The sequence below is a fragment of the Pseudarthrobacter sp. PvP004 genome (assembly GCF_017876035.1).
Taxonomy (GTDB): Bacteria; Actinomycetota; Actinomycetes; order Actinomycetales; family Micrococcaceae; genus Arthrobacter; species Arthrobacter aurescens_A.
Genome location: NZ_JAGINL010000001.1, coordinates 679,454 through 702,179 on the forward strand (window position 1 = coordinate 679,454; position 22,726 = coordinate 702,179).

A 22,726-nucleotide genomic window follows, 5' to 3' on the forward strand; every position below is an offset into this window, starting at 1 on the left:
ACCATGGCAAACGCACTTGTTTTCATTGACAACCCGGGAGCAGCTCTCAAGAAGAGCAGCCTGGAGCTCCTGACCATCGCCCGCTCACTGGGGGAGACCGCCGTCGCGTTCACCGGGGAGCTGAACGACGACGTCGCCGCTACCTTGGGTGCCTACGGTGCCACCACGGTTTACCAGCCGTCGGTGGACGATCTCGATAACTACTTGGTGGGGCCGAAGGCCGCCTACCTGGCCGCTGCTGTAGCAGCATCCGGCGCTACCGCGGTCCTCGTGGACAACTCGCCTGAGGGCAAGGAAATCGCGGGCAGGCTTGGCATCAAGCTCAACGCCGGCGTTATTACGGACGTCGTTGGCGTTGAGGCTGACGGTACCGCGCACAAGTCGGTCCTGGCGGGCTCGTACAACACCACCGCGAAGGCCACCACTCCGGTGACGGTTCTTTCGGTCAAGGCCAACAACGTAGAACCCGCGCCGAGCGGTGACGCGACTGCACCGGCCACTGCAAAAGTTGAAGTTCCTGCTGACGGCTTGGCAAACTCTGCTCGCATTGCGTCGCGGACCGAGAAGCCCGCCAGCGGCCGGCCGGACCTCAGCGAAGCAAGGATCGTCGTCGCCGGCGGCCGTGGCGTTGACGGTGACTTCGGCCCCCTCGAAGAGCTTGCCGACGCCCTGGGCGCGGCAGTTGGCGCTTCCCGCGCTGCCACCGACGCAGGCTGGATTGGCCACGATGCACAGGTTGGCCAAACCGGCGTCACGGTTTCACCGCAGCTGTACATTTCTGCCGGCATCTCCGGAGCTATCCAGCAGAAGGCCGGGATGCAGACTTCCAAGGTCATTGTCGCCATCAACAAGGACGCGGAATCGCCGGTGTTCGAGATTGCCGACTACGGCATCATCGGTGACCTCTTCAAGGTTCTGCCGCAGGCCACTGCGGAGATCAAGAAGCGGAAAGGCTGATCCCTTTGCCTACTGACATAACGTCAGCGAAGAGCCCGTTTGACGCCTCCATGGAGCGCGTTGAGCGGGTGCTTTGTTTTACCGCCCATCCTGACGACATCGACTTTGGCGCCGCCGGGACCATCGCGGCCTGGACGGCGGCCGGCGTGGAGGTCAGCTATTGCATCATGACCGACGGCGATGCCGGCGGCTTCGATCCGGTGGACAGGGAACGGATCACCGAACTCCGCGCTGAGGAGCAACAACGAGCGGCTGCCTTGGTGGGGGTCAAGGACATCCATTACCTGCATGAGCATGATGGATACCTTGAGCCGACACATGGCGTCATCAAGCAGGTGGTGAAGCTGATCCGCGAAATACGCCCTGACATTGTGCTGACCATGCACCCGGAAAGGAACTGGGACCGCCTCCAGAAGAGCCACCCTGACCACCTCGCAGCCGGCGAAGCCGTGACTCGGGCGGTCTATCCGGCCGTGGAGAACCCCTTTGCCTACCCGGAGCTGGCTGAGGCCGGGCTGGCTGCCTACAAGCTGCCGTGGTTGTGGTTTATCTCCAGCCCGGAGGCCCGGGAGAACTACTTTGTTGATGTCTCGGAGCAGGTGGACGCAAAGCTCGATGCGATCCGTGTCCATGCCAGCCAACACCCGGATATTGACGGTATGGAGCGGGTAGTCCGGAGCATGATGTTGGCCAACGGGGAGCGTGCCGGCCTGCCTGCCGGGACCAGCGCGGAAGCCTTCCATGTGGTGTCCGTCAACGGTTCCAGCACCATCGCCGGCTTCTGACATTGCCGTGGTGTAACCCGTGTCATATGCTTGATCTCGGTTAAATCATATTTATTCGAGGAAGGCAGACTTTGATGGCGAAGACTGCGCAGCAACCTGTACTGGTGATTATGGGAGTCTCCGGTTCGGGCAAATCGACCGTAGCCGGCGTACTGGCAGGGAAACTCGGGTGGGATCTTGCCGAAGGCGATGATCTCCATCCCGAAGCGAACGTTGCAAAGATGCAGTCGGGACAGGCCCTCAGCGATGAGGACCGCTGGCCTTGGCTGGGCATCATCTCGGATTGGATCCGGGAGCACGTGGATGCCGGAACCCCGGCGATCATCACCTGTTCGGCACTGAAAAAGAAATATCGCGATGTCCTCCGGGGCGAAGGCGTTGTGTTCGTTTTCCTGCAGGGGAGCAAGGACAAGATCTCGGATCGCCTTGCCTCCAGGCACGGCCACTTCATGCCGCCGTCGCTCTTGGAGTCGCAGTTCGACGCCCTTGAGGAACCGACCCAGGACGAGAACTACATCTCCTTGTGCGTTTCCGCGTCGCCGGCAGAGGAAGCCGACGAAGTCATTGAACGGCTCGGTCTCCGGCCTGTAGGTGCCGGTACCGAAGCGACCGCCTCGTGAAGGTCCTGGAAACAGCGACGCAGGTACTGGAATGGACAGCCCACGACACCCAACTCCTCGTGGTGGCCGCGCTGGGCATTGCACTGATCGTGGTGCTGATCGCAAAGCTGAAGCTCCACCCGTTCCTGGCGCTGGTCCTGGGCTCGGCCTTTGTGGGACTGGCGTCCGGCGTGGAGCTGGGCAAGGTCATCACCAACTTCGAGGACGGCGTTGGGGGTGTCCTCAAGGAAGTAGGCCTGCTTATTGCCCTCGGAGCTATGCTCGGAAAGCTGCTGGCTGATTCCGGTGGCGCAAACCGCGTGGTGGACACCTTGTTGGCCAAAGCCAGCGGCAACAAACTGGTGTGGATGATCACGCTCGTGGCTGTCATCATCGGCTTGCCCATGTTCTTCGAAATCGGGCTCGTGCTTCTGCTTCCCGTGATCGTCCTGGTTACTCAGCGGTCCAAGATGAAGCTGATGCGCATCGCGATCCCGGCGTTGGCCGGTCTGTCCGTGCTTCACGGACTGGTGCCGCCCCACCCGGGTCCACTGATTGCGATCAGCGCAGTCAAAGCGGAGCTGGGAACGACGCTCGGCTTGGGCATCCTCGTGGCGATCCCCACTGTCATCATCTGTGGCCCCCTCTTCTCGCGGTTGGCTGCCCGGTGGGTACCGGTCGATGCCCCGGCTGTAGCGGGAGGCATCGACACCCAGCACGCAGCGGACCTGAGCGAAGTCAAGCGCCAGCCGTCGTTCCTGGTGACCCTGCTGACCATCATCTTCCCCGTGGTGCTGATGCTGTTGAAGGCCTTGGGTGGCATCATCTGGCCCAACCCTGAAACGGCGCCGGCAATCAGAATCTTCGTCGACTTCGTGGGCCAGCCCCTGGTGGCCATGACGCTGGCGGTCCTGCTGGCGATCGTGACGTTCGGATACGCCGTAGGCTTCACGGGCAGCAGGATCACAGCCAAATTGGGTGAAAGCCTGGGGCCCATTGCAGCTATCCTCCTCATTGTGGGCGCCGGTGGCGGATTCAAGCAGACCCTGATCGGTGCCGGTGTAGGCGATGCCGTCAAGAAATGGGCCGAAGGCGCCAACATGTCCGTCCTGGTGCTCGGCTTCATCGTGGCAGTGGCCCTGCGCCTGGCCACAGGCTCAGCAACGGTGGCGACAGTGACGGCGGCGGGCATTGTGGCACCGCTTGCCAGCAGCCTGAGCCCGACGCACGCAGCCTTGCTGGCCTTGGCCATCGGCGCAGGCTCCCTGTTCCTGTCCCACGTCAACGACGCGGGATTCTGGCTGGTCAAAGAACTGTTCGGGCTGACCGTTGGGCAGACATTCAAAACTTGGTCCGTGATGGAGACGCTGATCTCCGTGGTGGGCTTCGGCTTTGTGATGCTTCTGTCGCTCGTGTTGTAGCTACGGAAGCAACCGGGTTAAAAGCGCGACGGCGGCTGTCCCTTGAGGGGACGGCCGCCGTCGCGCGTCGAGCGTCAAGAGTCAGGCGCTGAGCCCGACCACCAGGACCGGGTCTGTGGTGGGGGCGCTTGATCCGCCTGCGGGTTCCACGGTAATCGCGACCGAAGAAGCTGAGGACAGCCCTTTCACAACGGCCGGTTTGGAGAGAGTCTCGGCGTCCATGGTGCCCTGGGGTACAGGGGCAGAGCCGTCCTTGGGGAGGGTCCACAACTGGTACACCTTGCCCTCTGGGGCGGGTGCAACGCCATCCATCAGAACCACGAAGGAATCCTTGGCTGATGACGCGGAAATGGTGGCCGTACCACCGCCGGGAACCGGCGCGGACTTCTTCTGGACGTCCTGCGCTTGCAGTACCTGGTTGACGGGGTCGTTCTGCGTCGAGACATAGGCGCCCACTCCAATGCCACCGAGTGCAATGACCGCTGCAGCTGCTGCTCCGACGATCCACCGGCGCGCCCCGCCCGCGCGGGTACGTTCCTCTCGCTTCGCCCTCGCGGCTGCGAGGTCGTCGACGGCGGGACCCGCCACGTCGGGGCTTGCCGCCACGGCGGGGGGCTGGCTGGCGGCATCGTTGCTGATGCGCTCCATAATGTTGTCAAAGAGCCCTGCGGGCGGCGCTTCTTCGGGCGCGAAGCTGACTGCCAGGGTCTCGCGGGCTTCGTGGACCCGCTGCAGGAATTCGGGACCTTCCGGAGCGTCCTTGATGTAGGCATCGATCATTGCCCGTTCGTCGTCGCTTACAGCGTCCAAGGCATAGATTTCCGCCAGTTCGAGGACGCGGCCCTCAGCGAGGTCGGTGGCGATGTCGTTGGCAAACATTCGGCGGATAAAGCCTCCACTGGTGTTTTCGCTCATATCAACCCACCCCCAGGCAGGTCTTCAGGCGCAGTAATCCATCACGGATGCGCGACTTGATGGTGGGTACAGCGGCACCGAGATGCTCGGCGACCTCCCGGTAGGTCAATCCGCCGTAATACGCGAGGCGGACGGATTCGCGCTGAGTGTCCGTGAGCGTCCCGAGGCACCGGCTGACCGCTTCGGCCTCCAGGTTGCTGTCGGCTTCCTCTGCCACCAGGTCCCGGTCCAGGTCCTGGCTCGCTGCGCCGTATTTAGCTTCGCGGTCAGTTGCCGCTTGCACGGCACGGACACGGTCAATGGCCCGGCGGTGGGCAATGGTCATGAGCCAGGCCAGCGGACTTCCCGCACTGCGATCGAACTTGGCGGCGCCCTGCCATACCTGGATGTAAACCTCCTGGGTGGCGTCCTCGCTGAGGTCAGGGTCTATCAGGACGCGCCTGGCCATACCGAAGACACGCCTCGAGGTGAGGCCATAGAACTCGGCGAAAGCCTGCTGGTCGCCTGCTGCCACGAGTTCGAGCAAGCCAGCCAGCTGTGAATTCAGATCAGTCGCAGAGCCGGTAGCTTCGAAGACCGGGGGGCCGGGATTGTTGGGGATGTCCATCACCGTCCAGCATATGTCGTCCCGTTTGAAACCGGCAGCATAACGGGATTGCGTCGAAGGCGCGGCGGTGCAGCGGCTTGCTGTCATCACCCTGGTCTGCAGCGCGCTCACGTAGGCTCCTCAACGAATGTCCAAGGCAGGGACTGTCCTGCCATAAGGTATTCGGTGCTGTGGCTCCGTTGGATGGGCTACACCTTGGCGCCGGCAAATCCGTTCTGCCGCCAGGCTTCAAAGACGGCGATTGAAGCAGCGTTGGCAAGGTTGAGCGAGCGAAGAGAAGGCTTCATGGGAAGGCGGACACGGGCGGTGACGTGCGGATCCTGCTTGAGCCAGTCCGGCAGGCCCACCGATTCGGGACCGAACATCAGGACGTCGCCCTCGCGGTAGCTGATGTCCGTGTAGGAGGTCTCGCCGTCGGAGGTGTAGGCGAAAACCCGTTCCGGCTTGAGTGCAGCCCAAGCGGCCTCGATGTCCTTATGGACCGTAACTACGGCGAGATCATGGTAATCAAGACCGGCCCGACGCAGCTTTGCATCGGAAAAATCAAAGCCGAGGGGCTCCACCAAGTGAAGCTCGGCCCCCGTAATGGCGGCCAAACGGATGGCGTTGCCTGTATTGCCCGGGATTTCTGGAGTGTGGAAGAGGATGCGGAACACCGTCCCATCTTAGTCAGCCCGTGCGGGTATGGCCGCGTTCAGGAAACGGCACAGGGGGATGACTAGTGCATTCCGCGAAGCAGTCGCGCCAGGACGGGCACCACCACGGTGTTCGGCGCCGGCCCCGAACTGAGGAATTGCTTAAGTCCCCTCGCAAGCCCGGCACCGTTGACTACCTCCACGGCATTATGGCTCGACTGGCCCTTTCCGTACTGGTCGATCACAGGTTCATGGAGGTTGCCGTCAGGGCTGTGCAGAACCACCCAGCCGGTGACATTGAGCTCGGGGAAAAGGTCCTGCATGTGGCGGACGATGTGGGCCAGTTGCGGGGGAGCTACCGAACGTCCGCCGTGCCGCAGCGAGTTCCCGTCCCAGGCGTAGGCGCCTTTGGGCAGCAGCATTGAACCGATGAGGGCCAGCCGGTAGCCGGACAGGACGGCGTGGTCGATGTGGTTGTTATCCGACGGCGAGCGCAGGCCGTTGATGAGCCGCGCAGCGGGAATCGCGGGCAGGACCTGCCGGCTGATGAGCTGGACCGTACGCATCTCGCGTTGGATGCGGGCGTCGGCGCCAAAGATGCCCCTTTTGCGGGGGAGTCCATGGACTTGCTGCGCCGCTTCGGCCGCTGAGATGAGAGGAACCTCGTTGGGGTCGTCAAATGCCGGAACGTAAACCGGGGGGTCGCCCGCAGTGTTGCGTTGGGCCTGAGGTCGCTTGACGTTTGTGGTGGCGGAGGGGCCCGGTGCGGCAGTGCCGGTGTAGTCGCCCGGCCTCGGCTGGCTCACGCCTGAGGCTCCACGGGCGTACCTGCGGTCGTACTCGGCCCTGCGTTGGGGATCAATGAGGGTTTCGTAGGCGAGGGTCACGCGTCGGAACATCTCGGCTTCTCCACCGTGATCGGGGTGGGCTTTCCGGGCAGCCTTGCGGTAGGCCACTTTGATCTCCTTGTCCGTTGCGGTGACGGAAACGCGGAGAACCTGATAATGCGAACTGCTGCCCTCGGCCAAGCACGGGCCCTTCTCTAGGGTGACGGTGCGCTTCTGAAGAGGCGCGGTACTGGCAAGTTTATCCAGCCACTATGTGAACGTCGGTAACGGGGCGCGTGGTTCCCGCTGGCATAATTCACGCTGTGAATCCTTCGGCAGCCGAGAACCCTTCCAGTACGCCGAAGAAGATCGTTGTCGCCATGAATCCTGCTGCTTCGTTTGGTCGTACGCGCCATGCCGGGCACCAGGCCGCAGCTTTTCTCCGCGCCGCCGGCCGGGACGTCGTCGTACTCCAGGCCGATGACTACGACGCCTTGCGGAGTGCGGTGGAGCTGACCCTGGCCACCGGCGTGGAGGCCTTGGTGGTGGTGGGCGGCGACGGCATGGTCCATTTGGGTGTCAATGCGCTCGTCGGGCTGGACATTCCCCTTGGCATTGTTCCCAGCGGAACCGGTAATGACGTGGCACGGATGTTGGCTTTGCCGTTGAAGGACACCGCCGCCGCGTGCCGCCGGCTACTGCTCGCGCTGGAAGCAGGCGGGCGCAGGATCGACGCCGGGCGGGTCACCTCTGCTGGTCGGACCACGTACTTCGCCGGCGTCCTTTCCGCCGGCTTTGATGCGGCCGTCAACGAACGGGCCAATTCCTGGCGATGGCCGCGGGGGAAGAGCCGCTACAACCTCGCGATGCTCAGGGAGTTGGGCTCTTTCCGGCGGATCACCTACACCGTGACTGCCGACGACGTGTCGTGGAGCCAGCCTGCCTTGCTCATTTCGGTGGCCAACGGACAGTTCATTGGCGGGGGCATGAAGATCACCCCTGGGGCAGTGCCCGACGACGGTTGGTTGGACATGTTTGTGGTGAAGCCTTTGTCCAGGCTCCGTTTTCTTGCCGTGTTTCCCAAGGTTTTCGCCGGGAAACATACCGGTCATCCCGCCGTGGAGATCAGGCGCGTCCGGAAAGTGCGGCTGGAAGCCGATGGGGTGGTGGCATACGCCGACGGCGAGCGCATCGCTGATTTACCGGTGGTCGTAGACCTCGTCCCTGCCGGGCTGTGGGTACTTGCCTAGTGAGTTTGCGGTGCCGGCGGGGCCTCCATGCCGCGGACGGCTAGACTCGATCGCGGCGATAGGCCGCGTTACTTGGGCGGCGGGAAGAGGGCAGTCAGATTCAAGCAGCGTGGCTACGGCAGCAAGGCAAGGAGACATAGTGGCGAACAACGTTCGACGACGGCTGGCCGGCTTGGTTGCCGCCGGAGCCGCAGGCGTCTTGCTGGCTGCCTGCAGCGTCAACGTGCCGGATCCTGCGGCACCCAAGCCGTCGCCGTCGGAATCCACGCTGGCGACGCCCACCATTACGCCTGGGCACGACGCAGCCGCAGTGGCCGCGAAGGATTTGCCGCTGGCGGCAGGTGGCGCATTGGCGCCGGGGGAGCCTGTCACAGTCTCCACGAGGTTGGAAGAGGTGCCTGGCTGGTCCGTGGTTCATTCCGCAATGCAGGGTGAGACCAGGTACAGGAAGACGGACGGTTGCACTCTCGCAGTGAGGGTCAGCGTCAATCAGGGGCCGCTGGTGGTGTCCGGGGACGATGTGTCCTCCACCAAGGAACTCTTCAAATACCTGGATGCCGGCAATGCGCTGGATAACCTGAAGTCGGCGTCCTTGCGTTGGGGACAGGACTCCGATAAGCCGCAGCACAGTGTTGAGTTCCTCGGTGTGGAATCCTCTTCGGCAACCGGCGGTCAGTCGGCCGTTATCCTGGCAAGGTTGTTCAGCGTCCCCGCATCCTCGGTGTATGTCTCCCTGGCATGTCCGGATGACAACGCCCTGGCCCAAGCGCGTGCGGAGACCGTGGCGCACCTCGTGGTGGTTCCACCGTCCTGACCCCGCCCTCTTTCGGGATCCTGCTAAAGCAACGATTCTTATTTTTAGAGATACCTTTGATGTATGGGCACGTCCGAACTCCCGTGGATCCGGAAAATCGCTGCTGTTGCTGCCTTGGGCGATGAGAACCGTCGCAGGCTCTATGAGTACGTTTTGAGTACGGAGGACGCGGTCAGTCGGGATCAGGCTGCCTTGGCACTCGAGGTGCCCCGCAGTTCGGTTTCCTTCCATTTGGATCGTTTGGTCCGCGAAGGGCTCTTGCGGGTTGAGTTCAGGAAATCCGCTGAGAAGACGGGGCCAGGGTCGGGGCGGCCATCAAAGCTCTACAGGCCCGTCATGGACGAGGTGGGCGTCTCTGTTCCTGAGCGGCACTACGACCTCGCCGGCCACCTCATGGCCGCGGCGATCACGCGCTCTCAGGCCGACGGTGTGCCGGCGGCGGAAGCGTTGCGCGATGTCGCTGCAGCTGCAGGGAGCGAGGTTGGACGCCCCGGCGATTTCCTGGGTGCACTCTCGGAACTCGGATATGACCCCTCGCCGGACGCCGCCGGGGGATACCGCCTGCTCAATTGTCCGTTCCATCGCTTGTCGCGGGACCACACGGAAGTGGTGTGCGCAATGAACGGCGCGTTCCTCAGCGGTGCTGCTGCGGCCTCCGGACTCAGTGCCGGCATCATCGTGCCGGATCCGGACCATGGTCCGGGACACTGCTGCGCGCGCATCACTGCCCTTGGTAATAAATCCTGAGCGCCCGGCGTCGGTAGAATTACAAGGTGCCTGTATACCTTGACCACGCCGCAACCACGCCCCTGTCAGCCGAAGCGCTCGCTGTGATGACGCGTGAGCTGGCGCGGACCGGCAATCCTTCGTCGCTTCACGGCGCGGGGCGCCGCGCGAGGCGAGCGGTAGAGGATGCCAGGGAGGCGTTGGCAGCGGCAGCCGGGGCGCACCCATCTGAGGTTATTTTCACCTCAGGCGGGACGGAAGCGGACAACCTGGCGGTGAAGGGACTGTTCTGGGCCAGGCGGGACGAGAACCCGCACCGTACACGCATCCTTTGCTCCGCCGTCGAGCATCATGCGGTCATGGATACCGTCGAATGGCTTGAAAAGCACGAAGGCGCGGACGTTGTGTGGCTCCCGGTAGATAGCGACGGCGCTGTTCGGATGGAGGTCGTCAAGCAGGAAATCCAACGTGACCCTGAATCAATTGCCTTGGTCACCGTGATGTGGGCCAACAATGAAGTGGGCACCATCCAGCCGGTGACGGAGATTGTGGAGCTGGCAAAGCTGCATGGAATCCCGGTCCACTCCGATGCGGTCCAGGCTTTCGGATCGATTCCCGTGGATTTTCGTGGCTCGGGACTCTCTGCAATGTCCGTCTCGGGGCACAAGCTGGGCGGTCCGGTGGGGGTCGGCGCACTTCTCCTGGGAAGGGCCGTGAAGTTGACGCCGGTGCAGCACGGCGGCGGGCAGGAGCGCGATGTGCGCTCGGGAACACTGGATACTCCCGCAATCGCCGCTTTTGCTGCAGCCGCGGAGGCTGTCACTGCCAACCTGCCGGTTGAAAAAGAACGTCTCAGCTTGTTGCGCGACCGCCTTATCACCGGAGTACATGATTCCGTCCCGGGCGCGGTGCTGAGGGGTGCTCCTGGGGACGGACGGCTGCCGGGGAACGCCCACTTCACCTTCCCTGGTTGTGAAGGCGACTCACTGCTTTTTCTCCTGGACCTGGCAGGCGTTGAATCCTCCACGGGGTCGGCGTGCACGGCAGGGGTTCCCCGGCCTTCGCACGTCCTCCTGGCCATGGGCCTCGATGAAGATACTGCACGCGGCGCCCAGCGCTTTACGCTGGGGCACAGCTCCACCGATGCAGATGTGGACGCGCTCTTGAAGGCCCTGCCAGAGGCATGCCTGAGGGCCCGGCAGGCTGGAATGGCCGGTCATGAATCCAGCATTCAAACAGCAGCAACTGTGGCTCGGCAGGGCACGTCGGAACCTTTCTAGGTCCTACTGCTCACCGGGCTGCAGCTCGTCCAGCGGCACCCCGGGATCCGTCAGCTTGGTGACGTTCACAGGGGTGCGGGTGGAAATCAACGCCTTGATTGGCTTCTGAACCCGGCGCTGGTTGACGCTCATTCCCGCAACTACCATCCCCTCCCTCAACCAAAAAGCGATAAAGCTGCCGTCATCCAGCGAGCCGCGGATTACCGGCGTGATTCCGAAGGTCAGGGAGGGAAAGCCCGAGTACTCCATGCTGAGGGTGAACTGGTCCGTATAGAAGTACGGCACCACGTCCAGTTGGGCATCCTGGCCCATCATGGACTTTGCAGCTACCTTGCCGCCGTTGAGCGCGTTGGCCCAATGTTCGCTGCGATGGTGCTCGGCGGTAAACGGGTGGAGTGCGTTGGCTACATCTCCTGCAGCCAGCACATCCGGTGCGCTGGACCTCAGCCCGGCATCCACCAGTATTCCATTGCGGATGGCAAGCCCTGCGGCTTCGCCGAGTGCTGTGTCCGGTACGACGCCGACGGCAACGATCACAACATCGGCGGGCAGCGTTTCGCCGGTACTGGTGCGGACCGCCGTCGCGCTGCCGTTCTGTCCGTCAATTCCGGCAGCGCTTGCCGGAAGGCGGAAGGTGACGCCCTGATCTTCGTGGAGCCGCTGGAAGTATGCACCCAGTTCGGGTCCGATGGCGGCACTCAGTGGTATGTCTTCCAGCCCCAGCAGTGTGACGTCGTTGCCGTACGTGCGGGCTGCTGCCGCCAGTTCCATGCCGATCCACCCGGAGCCGATCATGACCACCTTCTTGCCTCCGTTCTTGAGGAGGTTCTGAAGCCGCACACTGTCATCGAAGGTTCGGAAGGTCATGACTCCGTCAAGGTCCGCACCTGGAAGCGGGATGGTTCGTGGCCGGGCGCCCGTGGCGAGGAGCAGCTTGGAATAGTGAAGGCTTCGGCCATCGGCCAGTACCGCCGCGTGATCCGCGGGCTCGATCCGGCTCGCAGGGTTTTCGAGGAGAAGCTCGACGTCGTTTTCCCCGTACCAGTCATCCGGCACTACCAGAGCAGCATCTGCCTCAGCTTTGCCCAGGAGAAATTCCTTGGAAAGGGGTGGGCGTATATAGGGTGTCCGGTTCTCGGCGGCCACCAAGGTGACGGGACCTTCATAGCCCTCTGCGCGGAGGGTCTTGGCTGCGGTAGCGCCGGCAAGCCCGCCTCCGACGATAACCATGTGTTCGTGTGCCATGTCAGCTCGATTCTAAAACCAATTGTTTTGACTTTAGAAGCAGGGGTTGGGCCAGTCAAGGGTTTTAGGGCATGCGTGGCAAGGCGGGCTAGAATAGATGGGCGCGGCGGCTGTTCTCAGCCGGATCAGCGACTCCAACTCCCACATACACAGAAAGCCAGCATGCGAGTACTTGCAGCAATGAGCGGCGGAGTTGACTCCGCCGTGGCCGCAGCCCGGGCAGTCGAGGCCGGACACGACGTCGTCGGAGTCCACCTCGCGTTGTCGCGGATGCCGGGGACCCTGCGCACGGGAAGCCGGGGATGCTGCACCATCGAGGATTCGCGCGATGCATGGCGGGCATGCGACGTCCTGGGCATTCCCTACTACGTTTGGGATTTCTCCGAGCGCTTCAAGGAAGACGTCGTCCAGGATTTCATTGACGAGTACGCTGCGGGCAGGACACCGAACCCGTGCATGAGGTGCAACGAGCGGATTAAGTTCGCCGCCCTTCTGGAAAAGGCCATAGCGCTGGGCTTCGACGCCGTCTGCACCGGCCACTACGCCAAGGTCATCGAAGACGCCGACGGCAACCGCGAACTCCACCGCGCCGCCGATTGGGCCAAGGACCAGAGCTACGTCCTGGGCGTCCTGACCCACGAACAACTCAAGCACTCCATGTTCCCGTTGGCAGACACCCCGTCCAAGGCTGAGGTGCGTGCCGAGGCCGAGCGTCGTGGGCTGTCCGTGGCCAACAAGCCGGACAGCCACGATATTTGCTTTATCTCCGACGGCGACACCCGCGGATGGCTGGCCGAGAAGATTGACATGACCACCGGCGACATCGTTGACGAAACCGGCGCCAAGGTTGGCGAACATCCCGGTGCCAACGCCTTCACGGTGGGGCAGCGGCGCGGTTTGAAGCTGGGTACCCCCGCGGCGGATGGCAAGCCCAGGTTCGTCCTGGAAATCCGCCCCAAGGAAAACAAAGTAGTTGTAGGGCCGGAAGCCCTGCTGGCGATCGACGAGATTCGCGGCATCAAGGTCTCGTGGGCCGGCTTGCCCATTTCCGAAGTTGCCACCGGCGCTGAGTTCGACTGCCACGCGCAGGTCCGGGCCCACGGAGATCCCGTTCCTGCAATCGCGCGCGTAGAAGCCGTCACCGACGAATCCGGCGTGGAGCGTGCCCAGCTCGTTGTCACGTTGACGGATCCACTGAGGGGCGTGGCCCCTGGCCAGACGGTCGTTCTCTATCAGGGAAGCCGCGTCCTGGGGCAGGCAACCATTGATGCCGCCCGTTCACTGCAGCGGCAAGTCCTCTAGGAGCCACCGCTCCGGCAGCGAAAGCTACTGGAAAGTAAATTTTGTGTCTCAAATCACAAAATGAAGGGTTCGTGGCCTTCGAAGTCTGATTGAATCGTGGAATCAAGAGTGTGCGCCGTCACAAATATCCCACGGCGGCGCGCCGAATCCATCGAACAGAAGGTTCATCAGATGGCAATGAACAAGAAGGCCCTGCACGGCGTTATCGCGCTTGCGGGCATCTCCGCGCTCGCCTTGACGGCATGCACGGGACCCTCCGGTGGCGGCTCATCATCCGCCCCGGCCGCCGCAGGCCCTATCGCTTACGGCACTACTGACAAAGTCACCTCGCTGGACCCGGCGGGATCCTACGATAACGGTTCATTTATGGTGATGAACCAGGTCTATTCGTTCCTGCTGAATTCGAAGCCCGGCGGCGCGGAACCCGTTCCCGACCTCGCTGAATCGTCGTCGTTCACGGCGCCGTCGGAATACACTGTCAAGCTAAAGTCCGGGCTCAAGTGGGCCAACGGGCACACCTTGGATTCCAAGGACGTCAAGCACTCCTTTGATCGTCAGGTGGCCATCAACGATCCCGCCGGCCCCGCTTCGCTGCTGACCAACATCGAGAGCGTCAGTACTCCTGATGCCACCACGGTGGTGTTCAAGTTGGAGAACGCCAACGACCAAACGTTCAGCCAGATCCTCAGCAGCCCTGCAGCGCCGATCGTGGACGATGAAGTCTTCCCGGCCGACAAGATCCTCCCGGACGACGAGATCATCAAGGCGAACGCGTTCTACGGCCAGTACACCATCGACAGCTACAAGAAGAACGAGCTGGTCAGTTTCAAAGCCTTCGCGGACTACCAAGGCGTTCTTGGCAAGCCTGCCAATGATGCAGCCACCATCAAGTACTACGCCAGCCCCACCAACCTGAAGTTGGAAATCCAGCAAGGCGCAATTGACGTTGCCTTCCGCAGCCTGAGCGCCACGGACATCGACGACCTCCGCAAGGACTCCAAGGTCAAGGTCCTCACCGGACCGGGCGGCGAAATCCGATACATCACGTTCAACTTCGACACCATGCCGTATGGAACCAAGGCAACTGGCGCCGACCCCGCCAAGGCACTTGCCGTTCGCCAGGCCGTGGCCAACCTGGTTGACCGCCAGGCCATTGCTGACCAGGTCTACAAGGGCACCTACCTGCCCCTGTACTCGAACGTTCCCAGCGGATTCCTCGGCGCCAATGAGGCGTTCAAGGACGCCTACGGCGACGCCGGAAAGCCGAGCCTGGACAAGGCCAAGAAGGTTCTGACGGATGCCGGCATCACTGAACCGGTGGCTCTGAACCTGCAGTACAACCCGGATCACTACGGTGGATCCTCCGGCGACGAATACGCCATGATCAAGGAGCAACTGGAGAAGTCCGGTCTCTTCACCGTAAACCTGCAGTCCACCGAGTGGGTCACGTACAGCAAGGCCAGCCGTGCCGACGAGTACCCGCTGTTCCAGTTTGGTTGGTTCCCGGACTTCAGCGATTCCGATAACTACCTGACGCCGTTCTTCCCGGAAGGCGGCTTCCTGAAGAACCACTACAACAACCCCGAAGTCAATGAGCTGATCTCCAAGCAGCTGACGGATGCGGACAAGACCAGCCGCGAGGCTGCCATCAAGGATGTCCAAAACGCACTGGCCAAGGACATCTCCACCCTGCCTCTGCTTCAGGGCGCCCAGGTGGCGGTAACCGGAAGCGGAGTGAACGGCGTCGAAAAGACCCTGGATCCATCCTTCAAGTTCCGTCTCGGCGTAATTTCCAAGTAACCGCACCTCTGCAATGAGCAGGGAGGCGGGACACTGATCCGGTGTCCCGCCTCCTTTGCTGACCACCCACGTGGCCGGCACGCATGAGACAACCCCGCGCAATCCACGGGCAGGAAATGCAGGTAACAAATGACAACACTTATTGAGGTCCCCGAGGCTGAGCCCGGCATCGTTGCTCCCAAGAGCAAATCCAAAGGCGGGGGAGGGCTGGGCAGATACATCGTGGTCAGGTTTTTCCTGATCATCCCCACCGTCTTCATATTGGTAACTCTTGTCTTCTTCCTGATGCGGGTCATCGGCGACCCCATCACAGCATCGCAGGGCGGACGACTGCCCCCGGACGTCCTGGCCCAGCGAATACAAGAGGCCGGTTACGATCGGCCCGTCCTGGTCCAGTACTTCGAATACCTGGGCCAGCTCATCACCGGCAACTTCGGCAGTACCATCACCGACCGCAGGCCAGTGGTGGAGGTACTTACCACTTTCGGCGCAGCGACACTCGAGCTATCGATCAACGCACTGATCGTCGCGCTCGCAGTCGGCATCCCGTTCGGGCTCATTGCCGCACAGCACCGGGACAAGACTCCTGACGCGTTTCTGAGGTTCTTTGCCATCCTCTGCTACGCCACACCCGTTTTCTTCTCCGGGCTCCTCCTCAAACTCACGTTTTCCGTGTGGCTTGGGTGGTTCCCCGTGGCCGGTCGAGCCTCTACGCGGACGGAACTGACCATGAGCGGCCTGGCTGCACCGTCAGGCATTTACTGGCTGGACGCGTTACGCAGCGGCAACTTCGCAGCTCTGGGGGACATCGTCGCCCACGCGGTGCTCCCCGCAGTAGCCCTCGGATTGTTGACCGCCGGCGTCTTCTTGCGCCTGGTGCGCACAAACGTCATCGGCACGCTGGGAAAGGACTACGTCGAGGCCGGGCGTTCCCGCGGCGTCAGTGAGTTCCGCCTGCTGACCAAGCACGCCTACAAGCCGGCATTGATTCCCATCATTACGGTCATGGGCCTGCAAATTGCCCTGATGCTGGGCGGCGCCATCCTTACCGAAACCACGTTTGAGTGGAAGGGCCTGGGCTATCAGCTGGTGCAGTACCTGAACGCGCGCGACTTTGTGGCCGTCCAAGGAATCGTTGTGCTGCTGGCCATCATTGTGGCTGTCACCAACTTCGTGGTGGATATCATTGCCGCGCTCATCGACCCTCGAGTGAGGTACTGACCATGAGCACTTCCCAATTGACCCGACCCAAGCAGCCCTTGTTCTCAAGGCTGCCCGTGATAAGCCACCTGAAGAAAAGCGTAGGACTTCAGCGAGGCATGCTCATCGTGGGCGTTGTCCTCAGTGGACTCTTCATCCTTACGAGCATCTTTGCACCTCTCCTCGCTCCCTATGGCTACTCCCAACTCAGCGATTCTTCCGGTTCGTTTCCCACCCAGGAGGCTCCGAACTCCAAGCACCTGCTGGGAACAACTGTGGGCGGCTACGATGTCCTGTCACGGGTGATTTGGGGTTCCCAAACAGCGGTGACAGTCATCGTTGTGTCTGTGGCGATGTCCCTGTTCCTCGGTGTCGCCCTTGGTTTGCTCAGCGGTTATTTCGGAGGGTGGCTGGACAGGATTCTGGTGGTGGTAGCGGATGCCATCTATGCGTTTCCCACCCTGCTCCTGGCAATCGTGATTTCCATAGTGATCAGCCGGGGGCAATCCAGTTTCTGGGGCGGCATCTTCTCTTGTGCTTTCTCCATAACGGTGGTCTTTGTCCCGCAGTACTTCCGGGTCATCCGGGCAGAGACCATTCGTCTCAAAGCCGAGCCGTTCGTCGAGTCGGCCAAGGTGCTGGGGGCGAGCAGCGTGCGCATCATTGGGCGGCACATCTTCAAGAACGCCACCAGGACCTTGCCGCTCATGTTCACCTTGAACGCTTCCGAGGCGATCCTGACGCTCGCTGGCTTGGGCTTCCTGGGCTTCGGCATCGAGCCCACATCAGCTGCTGAATGGGGGTTTGACCTCAACAAGGCACTGGCGGACACTTCGTCCGGTATTTGGTGGACGGGCGTCTTCCCCGGGATCGCGATGGTTCTCACAGTGCTGGGGCTGACCCTGGTGGGCGAGAGCATCAACGACCTCAATGACCCCCGGATCCGTGGGCGCAAACGCGCGGGCAGGACGCTGCCACCAACACCAGCAGGAACGCCTTCAAACCCGGCAGAGGCAGGCAAGTCATGACCACCAACCTTGGAAATATGTCAGATCACGTCAGCGCCGAGCAGCCCGTACTCACCATCGACCGACTCCAAGTCACGTTCGCCACTGATGGCGGGGACGTTCACGCTGTAAAGGACGTCAGCCTGGAAGTTGCAGCCGGTGAAGTAGTGGCCATCGTAGGGGAATCCGGTTCCGGCAAGACGGTGACAGCCAAAACCATCCTTGGCCTGCTTCCGGAAACTGCTGTCAGCTCCGGCGCCGTGGTGATCAACGGCAACAATGTCATCAGCGTCAGCAAGTCCACCCTGCGTAAAATCCGCGGCCGCGATGTGGCCATGGTGTTCCAAGAGCCATCCACTGCCCTGAATCCGGTCTTTACCGTCGGCTGGCAGATTGCCGAAGGCATCCGGGCACATGCACCTGACGGGCGGCGAATCTCCGCCCGGGAGGCCAAGCAACGGGCAACCGAGGCACTCCGCAAAGTGGGCATCCCTGACCCTGAAACGCGGGTGAACTACTACCCGCACCAGTTCTCCGGCGGCCAGAAACAACGCGTGGTCATAGCTGCGGCGTTGGCCCTGAACCCGGGACTGATCGTGGCCGATGAGCCCACCACCGCACTGGATGTCACAGTCCAGGCTGAGATCCTCCAGCTACTGCGCGACTTGAGGGACAACTACGGGACATCTATTGTGCTCATCACGCACAACATGGGTGTCGTGGCGGATCTGGCCGACCGTGTTGTGGTCATGTATCAGGGCGACGTAGTGGAGGAGGCTTCGTCCAGGGTCCTGTTTGCTGAACCCCGGCAGGAGTACACCAGGAAGCTGCTGGCCGCGGTGCCGCACCTCGGACGGAACTCGGCATCCGAGGGTGCCCGTGGCCGGCTCCATCAGGAAGGCAAAGTCCTGGTGGAAGCAAAGAACCTCACCATCGAATACCCCGGGCGCTTCGGCAGGCACGGATTCAAAGCCGTGGACGATGTCAGCTTTACGGTGTCCGAGAATGAGGTCTTTGGGCTGGTGGGTGAATCCGGTTCCGGAAAATCCACCATTGGACGGGCCATCGCAGGCCTGACCAGGACCACCGGAGGCAGCCTGAAGGTCCTTGGGTACGAGATGTTGGACTTCAAGGAGCGTACCTTCCGTCCGCTTCGCAAGGAGATCGGCTTCGTTTTCCAGGATCCGGCGGCGTCCTTCAACCCGCACCTCACCATCGGCGAGTGCGTTGCTGAGCCGCTGCTGATCCACACCAAGCCCGGCGCCGCTGAGGGGAGGAAAAAAGTAGGTGAGTTGCTCGAGTCAGTCCAGCTGCCGGCGTCGTACGCGGAGCGCTACCCGCACGAGTTGTCCGGTGGGCAGCGGCAGCGCGCCTCCTTGGCGAGGTCGCTGGCACTGAACCCGCGTCTTCTGATCGCCGACGAGCCGACATCCGCGCTGGATGTCTCGGTGCAGGCCAAAGTCCTGGATCTGTTCAAGGACATCCAGGAGCAGTACGGCTTCGCGGCGCTTTTCATCAGTCACGACCTCGCAGTGGTGGATATGTTGTCCCATTGGGTTGGCGTGTTGTACAAAGGCCGGTTGGTGGAGCAGGGGATCGGCAACCATGTGATGGGATCACCGCAGCACGACTACACCAAGCGGCTCATCGCCTCCCTGCCGGTGCCGGACCCCGATGAACAAGCACGACGGCGGGAAGCGCACCGCACGCTGCTGGGTGGCTAGACCGTTCCCTGAACGTCCGCCTACGCGGGAAAGGTACGCCCCTCAATGTGGGGGGCGTACCTTGACTTCGCGACCCGTCCGGCCAGCAGGTAACACCCGCGACGACACCGCCCCACACCATAGACTGGGGTGCATGACCGAGCAGAACAATGCCCTCCCCGATGACGCCGATTCCTTCAACCCGGCAGCGAGCTCCCTGGCCGGCCAAGTGGACCGTGCCGTCATGGAGGAGCTGCTGTCCATCCGGTCCAGCATCGACAATATTGACGCAACACTGGTCTTCCTCCTCGCCGAGCGGTTCAAGGCCACCCAGAAAGTTGGAATCCTCAAGGCCACCCACAAGCTTCCGGCCGGAGATCCGGGCCGCGAGTCGGCACAGATCGCCCGCCTGCGGCGCCTCGCCGAGGATGCGCACCTTGACCCTGCCTTCGCAGAGAAGTTCCTGAACTTCATCATCAGCGAAGTGATCCGCCACCACGAGGCAATCGCCGAGGATCACCAGACTTCCAGCCAGCAGGCTTGATCCATGACGGAAATGGATAACCTGCGCGCCAGCGCCACGGCACTGGGGCCGTGGCCCGGCAGCGATCCTGCGGAGGGAACCCGCATCATCCGGGGCGAACTGGGGGACCCCCACCTTCCTTTTCTGCCGGAACTGCCTGACCGCGGGGTGGGTTCGGATGCTGTCGGCCGGACCGGCTCCCTGCTGGTCGACCTCGCACTCGACGTCCAACCGCACGGCTGGCGCTTGGTGGACAGGCCCGGAAAGGACGCCCAGCGCGCCCGCTCGGCGTTATCGACGGACATCAACATTCTGGCCGATATCGCTGGTGCCGAGGACGTCTCTGCAACGGGGTTCAAAGTCCAGTTGCTGGGACCCATGAGCCTTGCCGCAAATCTTCACCTGCACAATGGCGAACGGGCACTGTTGGACTATGGTGCACGAAGGGACATCGCGGAGTCCTTGGCCGTCGGCGTCGCAGAACACCTCAGGCGCGTCTCCGCGGCACTCCCCGGCGCCTATTTGGTGGTTCAGATTGACGAACCGGACATAGCGTCCGTCATGGCCGGGACCATCCCGACGGCCAGTGGCTACAAGACGCTGCGGTCAATATCCGGAGATGAAGTGACAGGTGCCTGGCGGGTGGTGATCGACGCGATCAAGGCGGCCGGCGTCGTCGAGACCGTGGTTTCCGTACCGGAGATTGAAGCACCAATCGAGCGGATCCTCGCTGCTGGTGCGGACGGGGTCGCCGTGCCGCTGAAAGCCCTGACGACACGCCAGTGGGAGCAGCTTGCCGCAGCGGTGGAGGACGGAAAACGCGTGTGGGCCGGTGCGCTCTCCACCAGCAACCCGCAGGCGCAACTGCCGCGCACCGCAGAAGTTGTTGAAAGCATCTGGAAGCCGTGGCGCCAGCTTGGTCTTCCGGCGTCCGGACTGGCGGGACTCCGTGTCACCCCCTCGACAGGACTGGCTGACTTCAAGCCTTCAACGGCCAAGGATGTGCTGAAGAAACTTACCCAAGTGGCTGACGGCTTGGACCAGCTGGCCCAGGGCTGACTGCAGGCAAGTCAGATTCTCTTCTCCCAGCGGTCCGGTTCCGCGTAGCGGGGGAGCGTTGTGCCTGGAGCTGCTCCCGGCAAGTACGGTGCCAAGCGGTAGTCGAAGCGCCCTGCATACACAAGAACCAAGCCTATCTGTGGCTGGATGACCTTGACCTGTATGCGGTGCTTGCCTTCGGCGCTGTCCCACCACTGTTCCGCATACGCGCGTGCGTCAAGTGCTGCGGGCAACGGTATGCGCAAGGGTCCAAGGAACAGCCGGCTGTCTCTGGAAACACCCCGAAGCCGGCCCTCCGGGGTAACACTGACATCCAGGTCCGTGACCATCCGGCGGTGCCGGCCCACGTGGTCCACCAAACGGGCATTCTGATCGTCCCGGCCAGGCAGGACGGCGCTCGTCGTATCGTGGAACAGCCGTGTTCCCGAGGGGAAATAGATTTCCCGGCGAGCTGTCAGGGCGGGGCGTCCGAAGGGATCAACATGGGCGTGGTTTTCGATCCGGAAGGGAATGCCCTCACCGTATTCAGGGAAGAAAGCCTCCTCGCTCCCTGTCAGTGCCAGCAATGGCCGCAACCATTTTTGGCGGCACCCCACAACGTCAAAGACCCCTTCACCGATTCCATACGAACCGGAGCCGGCCGCCAACGAAAAATACTCCTGGAGCTCCGGGGCCAGCTTGGTGAAGTCCTGACCGAGTGCAAGGTGGTAGATGGGGGTATTCATGGCGGTCCTTCCTTAGCTGAAACGAAAGTTGCACTAGACCTTGGAACTATAGCCTTCCGGCTGCTTTAAGCCGTATGTAGGCGTCAGCGAGCAAGGGAGGGACCTCATGGGGCTCGGCGTCCACCACTTCGGCGCCGAGTTGCCGGAGTTGCGCCGTCACCGCGGCGCGCTCCAACAGCGCACGTTCGGCGGCGGCTGCACGGAAAACCTGGCTGGCCGTGCTCCTTTCTTCTTTCATGGCAGAAAGCAGCGGATCCCGAACCGACGCCACCACCACAACGTGCTGGCGGGACAATTGGGCCACAGTGGGGAGGAGCCCCTCTTCGGGGGCGCCGCCGTCGAGCGCCGTCAAGAGCACCACCATCGAGCGGTGCGCCGAGACTGCCCGCACCTGTGCCGGAACCTGCTGCCAATCGAGTTCGATCAGTTCAGCTTCCAAAGGGGCCATGGCTTGGACGAGTTGACCCAGCAAATTGCCCTTCGATGCAGATTCAACCCGTGCGCGGAGCCTTCGGTCGTAGGCGAGGAAGTCCACGCGGTCGCCTCCGCGCTCGGCCAGCACGGCGAGCAACAACGCCGCCTCAATTCCGGTATCGAGCCGGGGTTCATCTTCGATTCTGGCGGCCGCTGTGCGTGACGTATCAAGCACGATGACCACACGCCGGTCCCGTTCCGGGCGCCACGTCCGGACCACCACGGACGTTCGCCGCGCGGTGGCGCGCCAGTCTATGGACCGGACATCGTCGCCGCGGACATAGTCGCGCAGGGAGTCGAATTCGGTGCCTGCACCACGAATCTGCACGGCGGCCCTGCCGTCCAGTTCCCTGAGCTTCCGGAGCTTGGACGGGAGATGACGCTTCGAATGGAACGGCGGGAGGACCCGCAGTTGCCCGGGCAGGACACGGGTGCGCTGCCGTGCGGCCACGCCCAAAGGCCCCAGCGATCTTATGGTCACGTGCGGGCTCTTGAGGTCGCCGCGACGACGAGGGACCAGAGTGACGGTCATGCGGCGACGCTCGCCAGGCGGGACAACCAAGGACTGTGAAGTGTTGACGGCGCCAGCAGAAGGCTGCCACGTGTCCCGTACCTCGGCCCGCAGCTTGCGCCGCGTGGGGTTGGTCACGGTCACAACGGACTCCACGCTGCCCTCCAGCGTCACGTTTCCAGGCTGCTCGCGTTCCAAGGCAAGCTGCGCCGGTGATGCCGCCACCACAAGATCAAGAACCAGCAAAAGCAGTAGTCCTACGACCACGAACAGGACGGTGCTCCACGCCGGAAAAACCACCAAGGGCACCAAACCCAGAAAGGCCAGCAACACGAAACGACCCGTAATGGCCACTCAGGCC

Annotated in this window: 22 protein-coding genes; 15 read left to right on the forward strand and 7 right to left on the reverse strand. The window is 62.5% G+C overall.

The window, feature by feature from the left end:
- Positions 1 to 3 precede the first annotated feature (3 nt).
- From J3A64_RS03095 to J3A64_RS03110, 4 genes are all read left to right on the forward strand, one after another.
- Complete coding sequence (locus tag J3A64_RS03095; RefSeq protein ID WP_011775379.1) at positions 4 to 957, forward strand: electron transfer flavoprotein subunit alpha/FixB family protein; 954 nt, start codon at positions 4 to 6, stop codon at positions 955 to 957.
- Positions 958 to 962: 5 nt separating this feature from the next.
- On the forward strand, positions 963 to 1,742 hold the full coding sequence (locus tag J3A64_RS03100; RefSeq protein WP_286176149.1) for a PIG-L deacetylase family protein: 780 nt from the start codon (positions 963 to 965) through the stop codon (positions 1,740 to 1,742).
- A gap of 74 nt (positions 1,743 to 1,816) precedes the next feature.
- Positions 1,817 to 2,362 carry a gluconokinase gene (locus J3A64_RS03105; protein WP_014922260.1) on the forward strand — a complete coding sequence of 182 codons (546 nt, stop codon included), beginning with the start codon at positions 1,817 to 1,819 and terminating at the stop codon, positions 2,360 to 2,362.
- Positions 2,359 to 3,762 (forward strand): gluconate:H+ symporter, encoded by a 1,404-nt coding sequence (locus J3A64_RS03110; protein WP_210063610.1) that lies wholly within the window; start codon positions 2,359 to 2,361, stop codon positions 3,760 to 3,762. Before J3A64_RS03105 ends, J3A64_RS03110 begins: the two co-directional genes overlap by 4 nt.
- An 81-nt stretch (positions 3,763 to 3,843) precedes the next feature.
- Here J3A64_RS03110 and J3A64_RS03115 read toward each other — a convergent pair whose 3' ends face one another.
- From J3A64_RS03115 to J3A64_RS03130, 4 genes are all read right to left on the reverse strand, one after another.
- On the reverse strand, positions 3,844 to 4,677 hold the full coding sequence (locus tag J3A64_RS03115) for an anti-sigma factor domain-containing protein (RefSeq protein WP_011775375.1): 834 nt from the start codon (positions 4,675 to 4,677) through the stop codon (positions 3,844 to 3,846).
- Position 4,678: 1 nt separating this feature from the next.
- A complete protein-coding gene (gene sigK, locus J3A64_RS03120; protein ID WP_043471361.1) occupies positions 4,679 to 5,284 on the reverse strand; it encodes an ECF RNA polymerase sigma factor SigK in 606 nt (201 codons plus the stop codon).
- A 188-nt stretch (positions 5,285 to 5,472) separates the two neighbouring features.
- Positions 5,473 to 5,940 carry a tRNA (cytidine(34)-2'-O)-methyltransferase gene (locus J3A64_RS03125; RefSeq protein WP_011775373.1) on the reverse strand — a complete coding sequence of 156 codons (468 nt, stop codon included), beginning with the start codon at positions 5,938 to 5,940 and terminating at the stop codon, positions 5,473 to 5,475.
- Between the two features lie 62 nt (positions 5,941 to 6,002).
- A complete protein-coding gene (locus tag J3A64_RS03130; protein WP_011775372.1) occupies positions 6,003 to 6,947 on the reverse strand; it encodes a J domain-containing protein in 945 nt (314 codons plus the stop codon).
- A 122-nt stretch (positions 6,948 to 7,069) separates the two neighbouring features.
- Between J3A64_RS03130 and J3A64_RS03135 the strand changes: the two genes are divergently transcribed.
- The 4 genes from J3A64_RS03135 to J3A64_RS03150 all read left to right on the forward strand — a co-directional run bounded on the left by J3A64_RS03135 (position 7,070) and on the right by J3A64_RS03150 (position 10,816).
- Entirely contained in the window at positions 7,070 to 7,996 is a 927-nt protein-coding gene (locus J3A64_RS03135; protein WP_014922258.1) for a diacylglycerol kinase family protein, read from the forward strand.
- A gap of 139 nt (positions 7,997 to 8,135) precedes the next feature.
- Positions 8,136 to 8,810, forward strand: a complete 675-nt coding sequence (locus J3A64_RS03140) for a hypothetical protein (protein WP_238324333.1) — start codon at positions 8,136 to 8,138, stop codon at positions 8,808 to 8,810.
- 63 nt (positions 8,811 to 8,873) lie between these two features.
- Positions 8,874 to 9,557 carry a metalloregulator ArsR/SmtB family transcription factor gene (locus J3A64_RS03145; RefSeq protein ID WP_210063612.1) on the forward strand — a complete coding sequence of 228 codons (684 nt, stop codon included), beginning with the start codon at positions 8,874 to 8,876 and terminating at the stop codon, positions 9,555 to 9,557.
- A 26-nt stretch (positions 9,558 to 9,583) separates the two neighbouring features.
- Positions 9,584 to 10,816, forward strand: a complete 1,233-nt coding sequence (locus J3A64_RS03150) for a cysteine desulfurase family protein (RefSeq protein ID WP_210063613.1) — start codon at positions 9,584 to 9,586, stop codon at positions 10,814 to 10,816.
- Between the two features lie 3 nt (positions 10,817 to 10,819).
- On the opposite strand, the gene J3A64_RS03155 is transcribed toward J3A64_RS03150, so the two are convergent.
- Positions 10,820 to 12,061, reverse strand: a complete 1,242-nt coding sequence (locus J3A64_RS03155; RefSeq protein WP_011775367.1) for an NAD(P)/FAD-dependent oxidoreductase — start codon at positions 12,059 to 12,061, stop codon at positions 10,820 to 10,822.
- Positions 12,062 to 12,223: 162 nt separating this feature from the next.
- On the opposite strand from J3A64_RS03155, the gene mnmA reads away from it, so the two are divergent.
- The 7 genes from mnmA (at position 12,224) to J3A64_RS03190 (ending at position 20,655) form a co-directional block, all read left to right on the forward strand.
- Positions 12,224 to 13,363 (forward strand): tRNA 2-thiouridine(34) synthase MnmA, encoded by a 1,140-nt coding sequence (gene mnmA / locus J3A64_RS03160; RefSeq protein WP_187329888.1) that lies wholly within the window; start codon positions 12,224 to 12,226, stop codon positions 13,361 to 13,363.
- Positions 13,364 to 13,534: 171 nt separating this feature from the next.
- Complete coding sequence (locus J3A64_RS03165) at positions 13,535 to 15,163, forward strand: ABC transporter substrate-binding protein (protein ID WP_210063614.1); 1,629 nt, start codon at positions 13,535 to 13,537, stop codon at positions 15,161 to 15,163.
- Positions 15,164 to 15,292: 129 nt separating this feature from the next.
- Positions 15,293 to 16,384 carry an ABC transporter permease gene (locus tag J3A64_RS03170; protein WP_011775364.1) on the forward strand — a complete coding sequence of 364 codons (1,092 nt, stop codon included), beginning with the start codon at positions 15,293 to 15,295 and terminating at the stop codon, positions 16,382 to 16,384.
- A gap of 2 nt (positions 16,385 to 16,386) precedes the next feature.
- Positions 16,387 to 17,391, forward strand: a complete 1,005-nt coding sequence (locus J3A64_RS03175; RefSeq protein WP_011775363.1) for an ABC transporter permease — start codon at positions 16,387 to 16,389, stop codon at positions 17,389 to 17,391.
- Positions 17,388 to 19,094, forward strand: a complete 1,707-nt coding sequence (locus J3A64_RS03180) for an ABC transporter ATP-binding protein (RefSeq protein ID WP_210063615.1) — start codon at positions 17,388 to 17,390, stop codon at positions 19,092 to 19,094. Before J3A64_RS03175 ends, J3A64_RS03180 begins: the two co-directional genes overlap by 4 nt.
- 133 nt (positions 19,095 to 19,227) lie before the next feature.
- Positions 19,228 to 19,617, forward strand: coding sequence for a chorismate mutase (locus tag J3A64_RS03185; protein ID WP_014922252.1), 390 nt, complete (start codon positions 19,228 to 19,230; stop codon positions 19,615 to 19,617).
- 3 nt (positions 19,618 to 19,620) lie between these two features.
- Positions 19,621 to 20,655 carry a hypothetical protein gene (locus tag J3A64_RS03190; RefSeq protein ID WP_210063616.1) on the forward strand — a complete coding sequence of 345 codons (1,035 nt, stop codon included), beginning with the start codon at positions 19,621 to 19,623 and terminating at the stop codon, positions 20,653 to 20,655.
- An 11-nt stretch (positions 20,656 to 20,666) separates the two neighbouring features.
- Here the strand turns inward: J3A64_RS03190 and J3A64_RS03195 are convergent, their stop codons facing one another.
- Both J3A64_RS03195 and J3A64_RS03200 read right to left on the reverse strand, forming a co-directional pair.
- Complete coding sequence (locus tag J3A64_RS03195) at positions 20,667 to 21,380, reverse strand: DUF4166 domain-containing protein (RefSeq protein ID WP_011775359.1); 714 nt, start codon at positions 21,378 to 21,380, stop codon at positions 20,667 to 20,669.
- Positions 21,381 to 21,426: 46 nt separating this feature from the next.
- Complete coding sequence (locus J3A64_RS03200) at positions 21,427 to 22,719, reverse strand: DUF58 domain-containing protein (RefSeq protein ID WP_011775358.1); 1,293 nt, start codon at positions 22,717 to 22,719, stop codon at positions 21,427 to 21,429.
- Between the last annotated feature and the right edge of the window lie 7 nt (positions 22,720 to 22,726).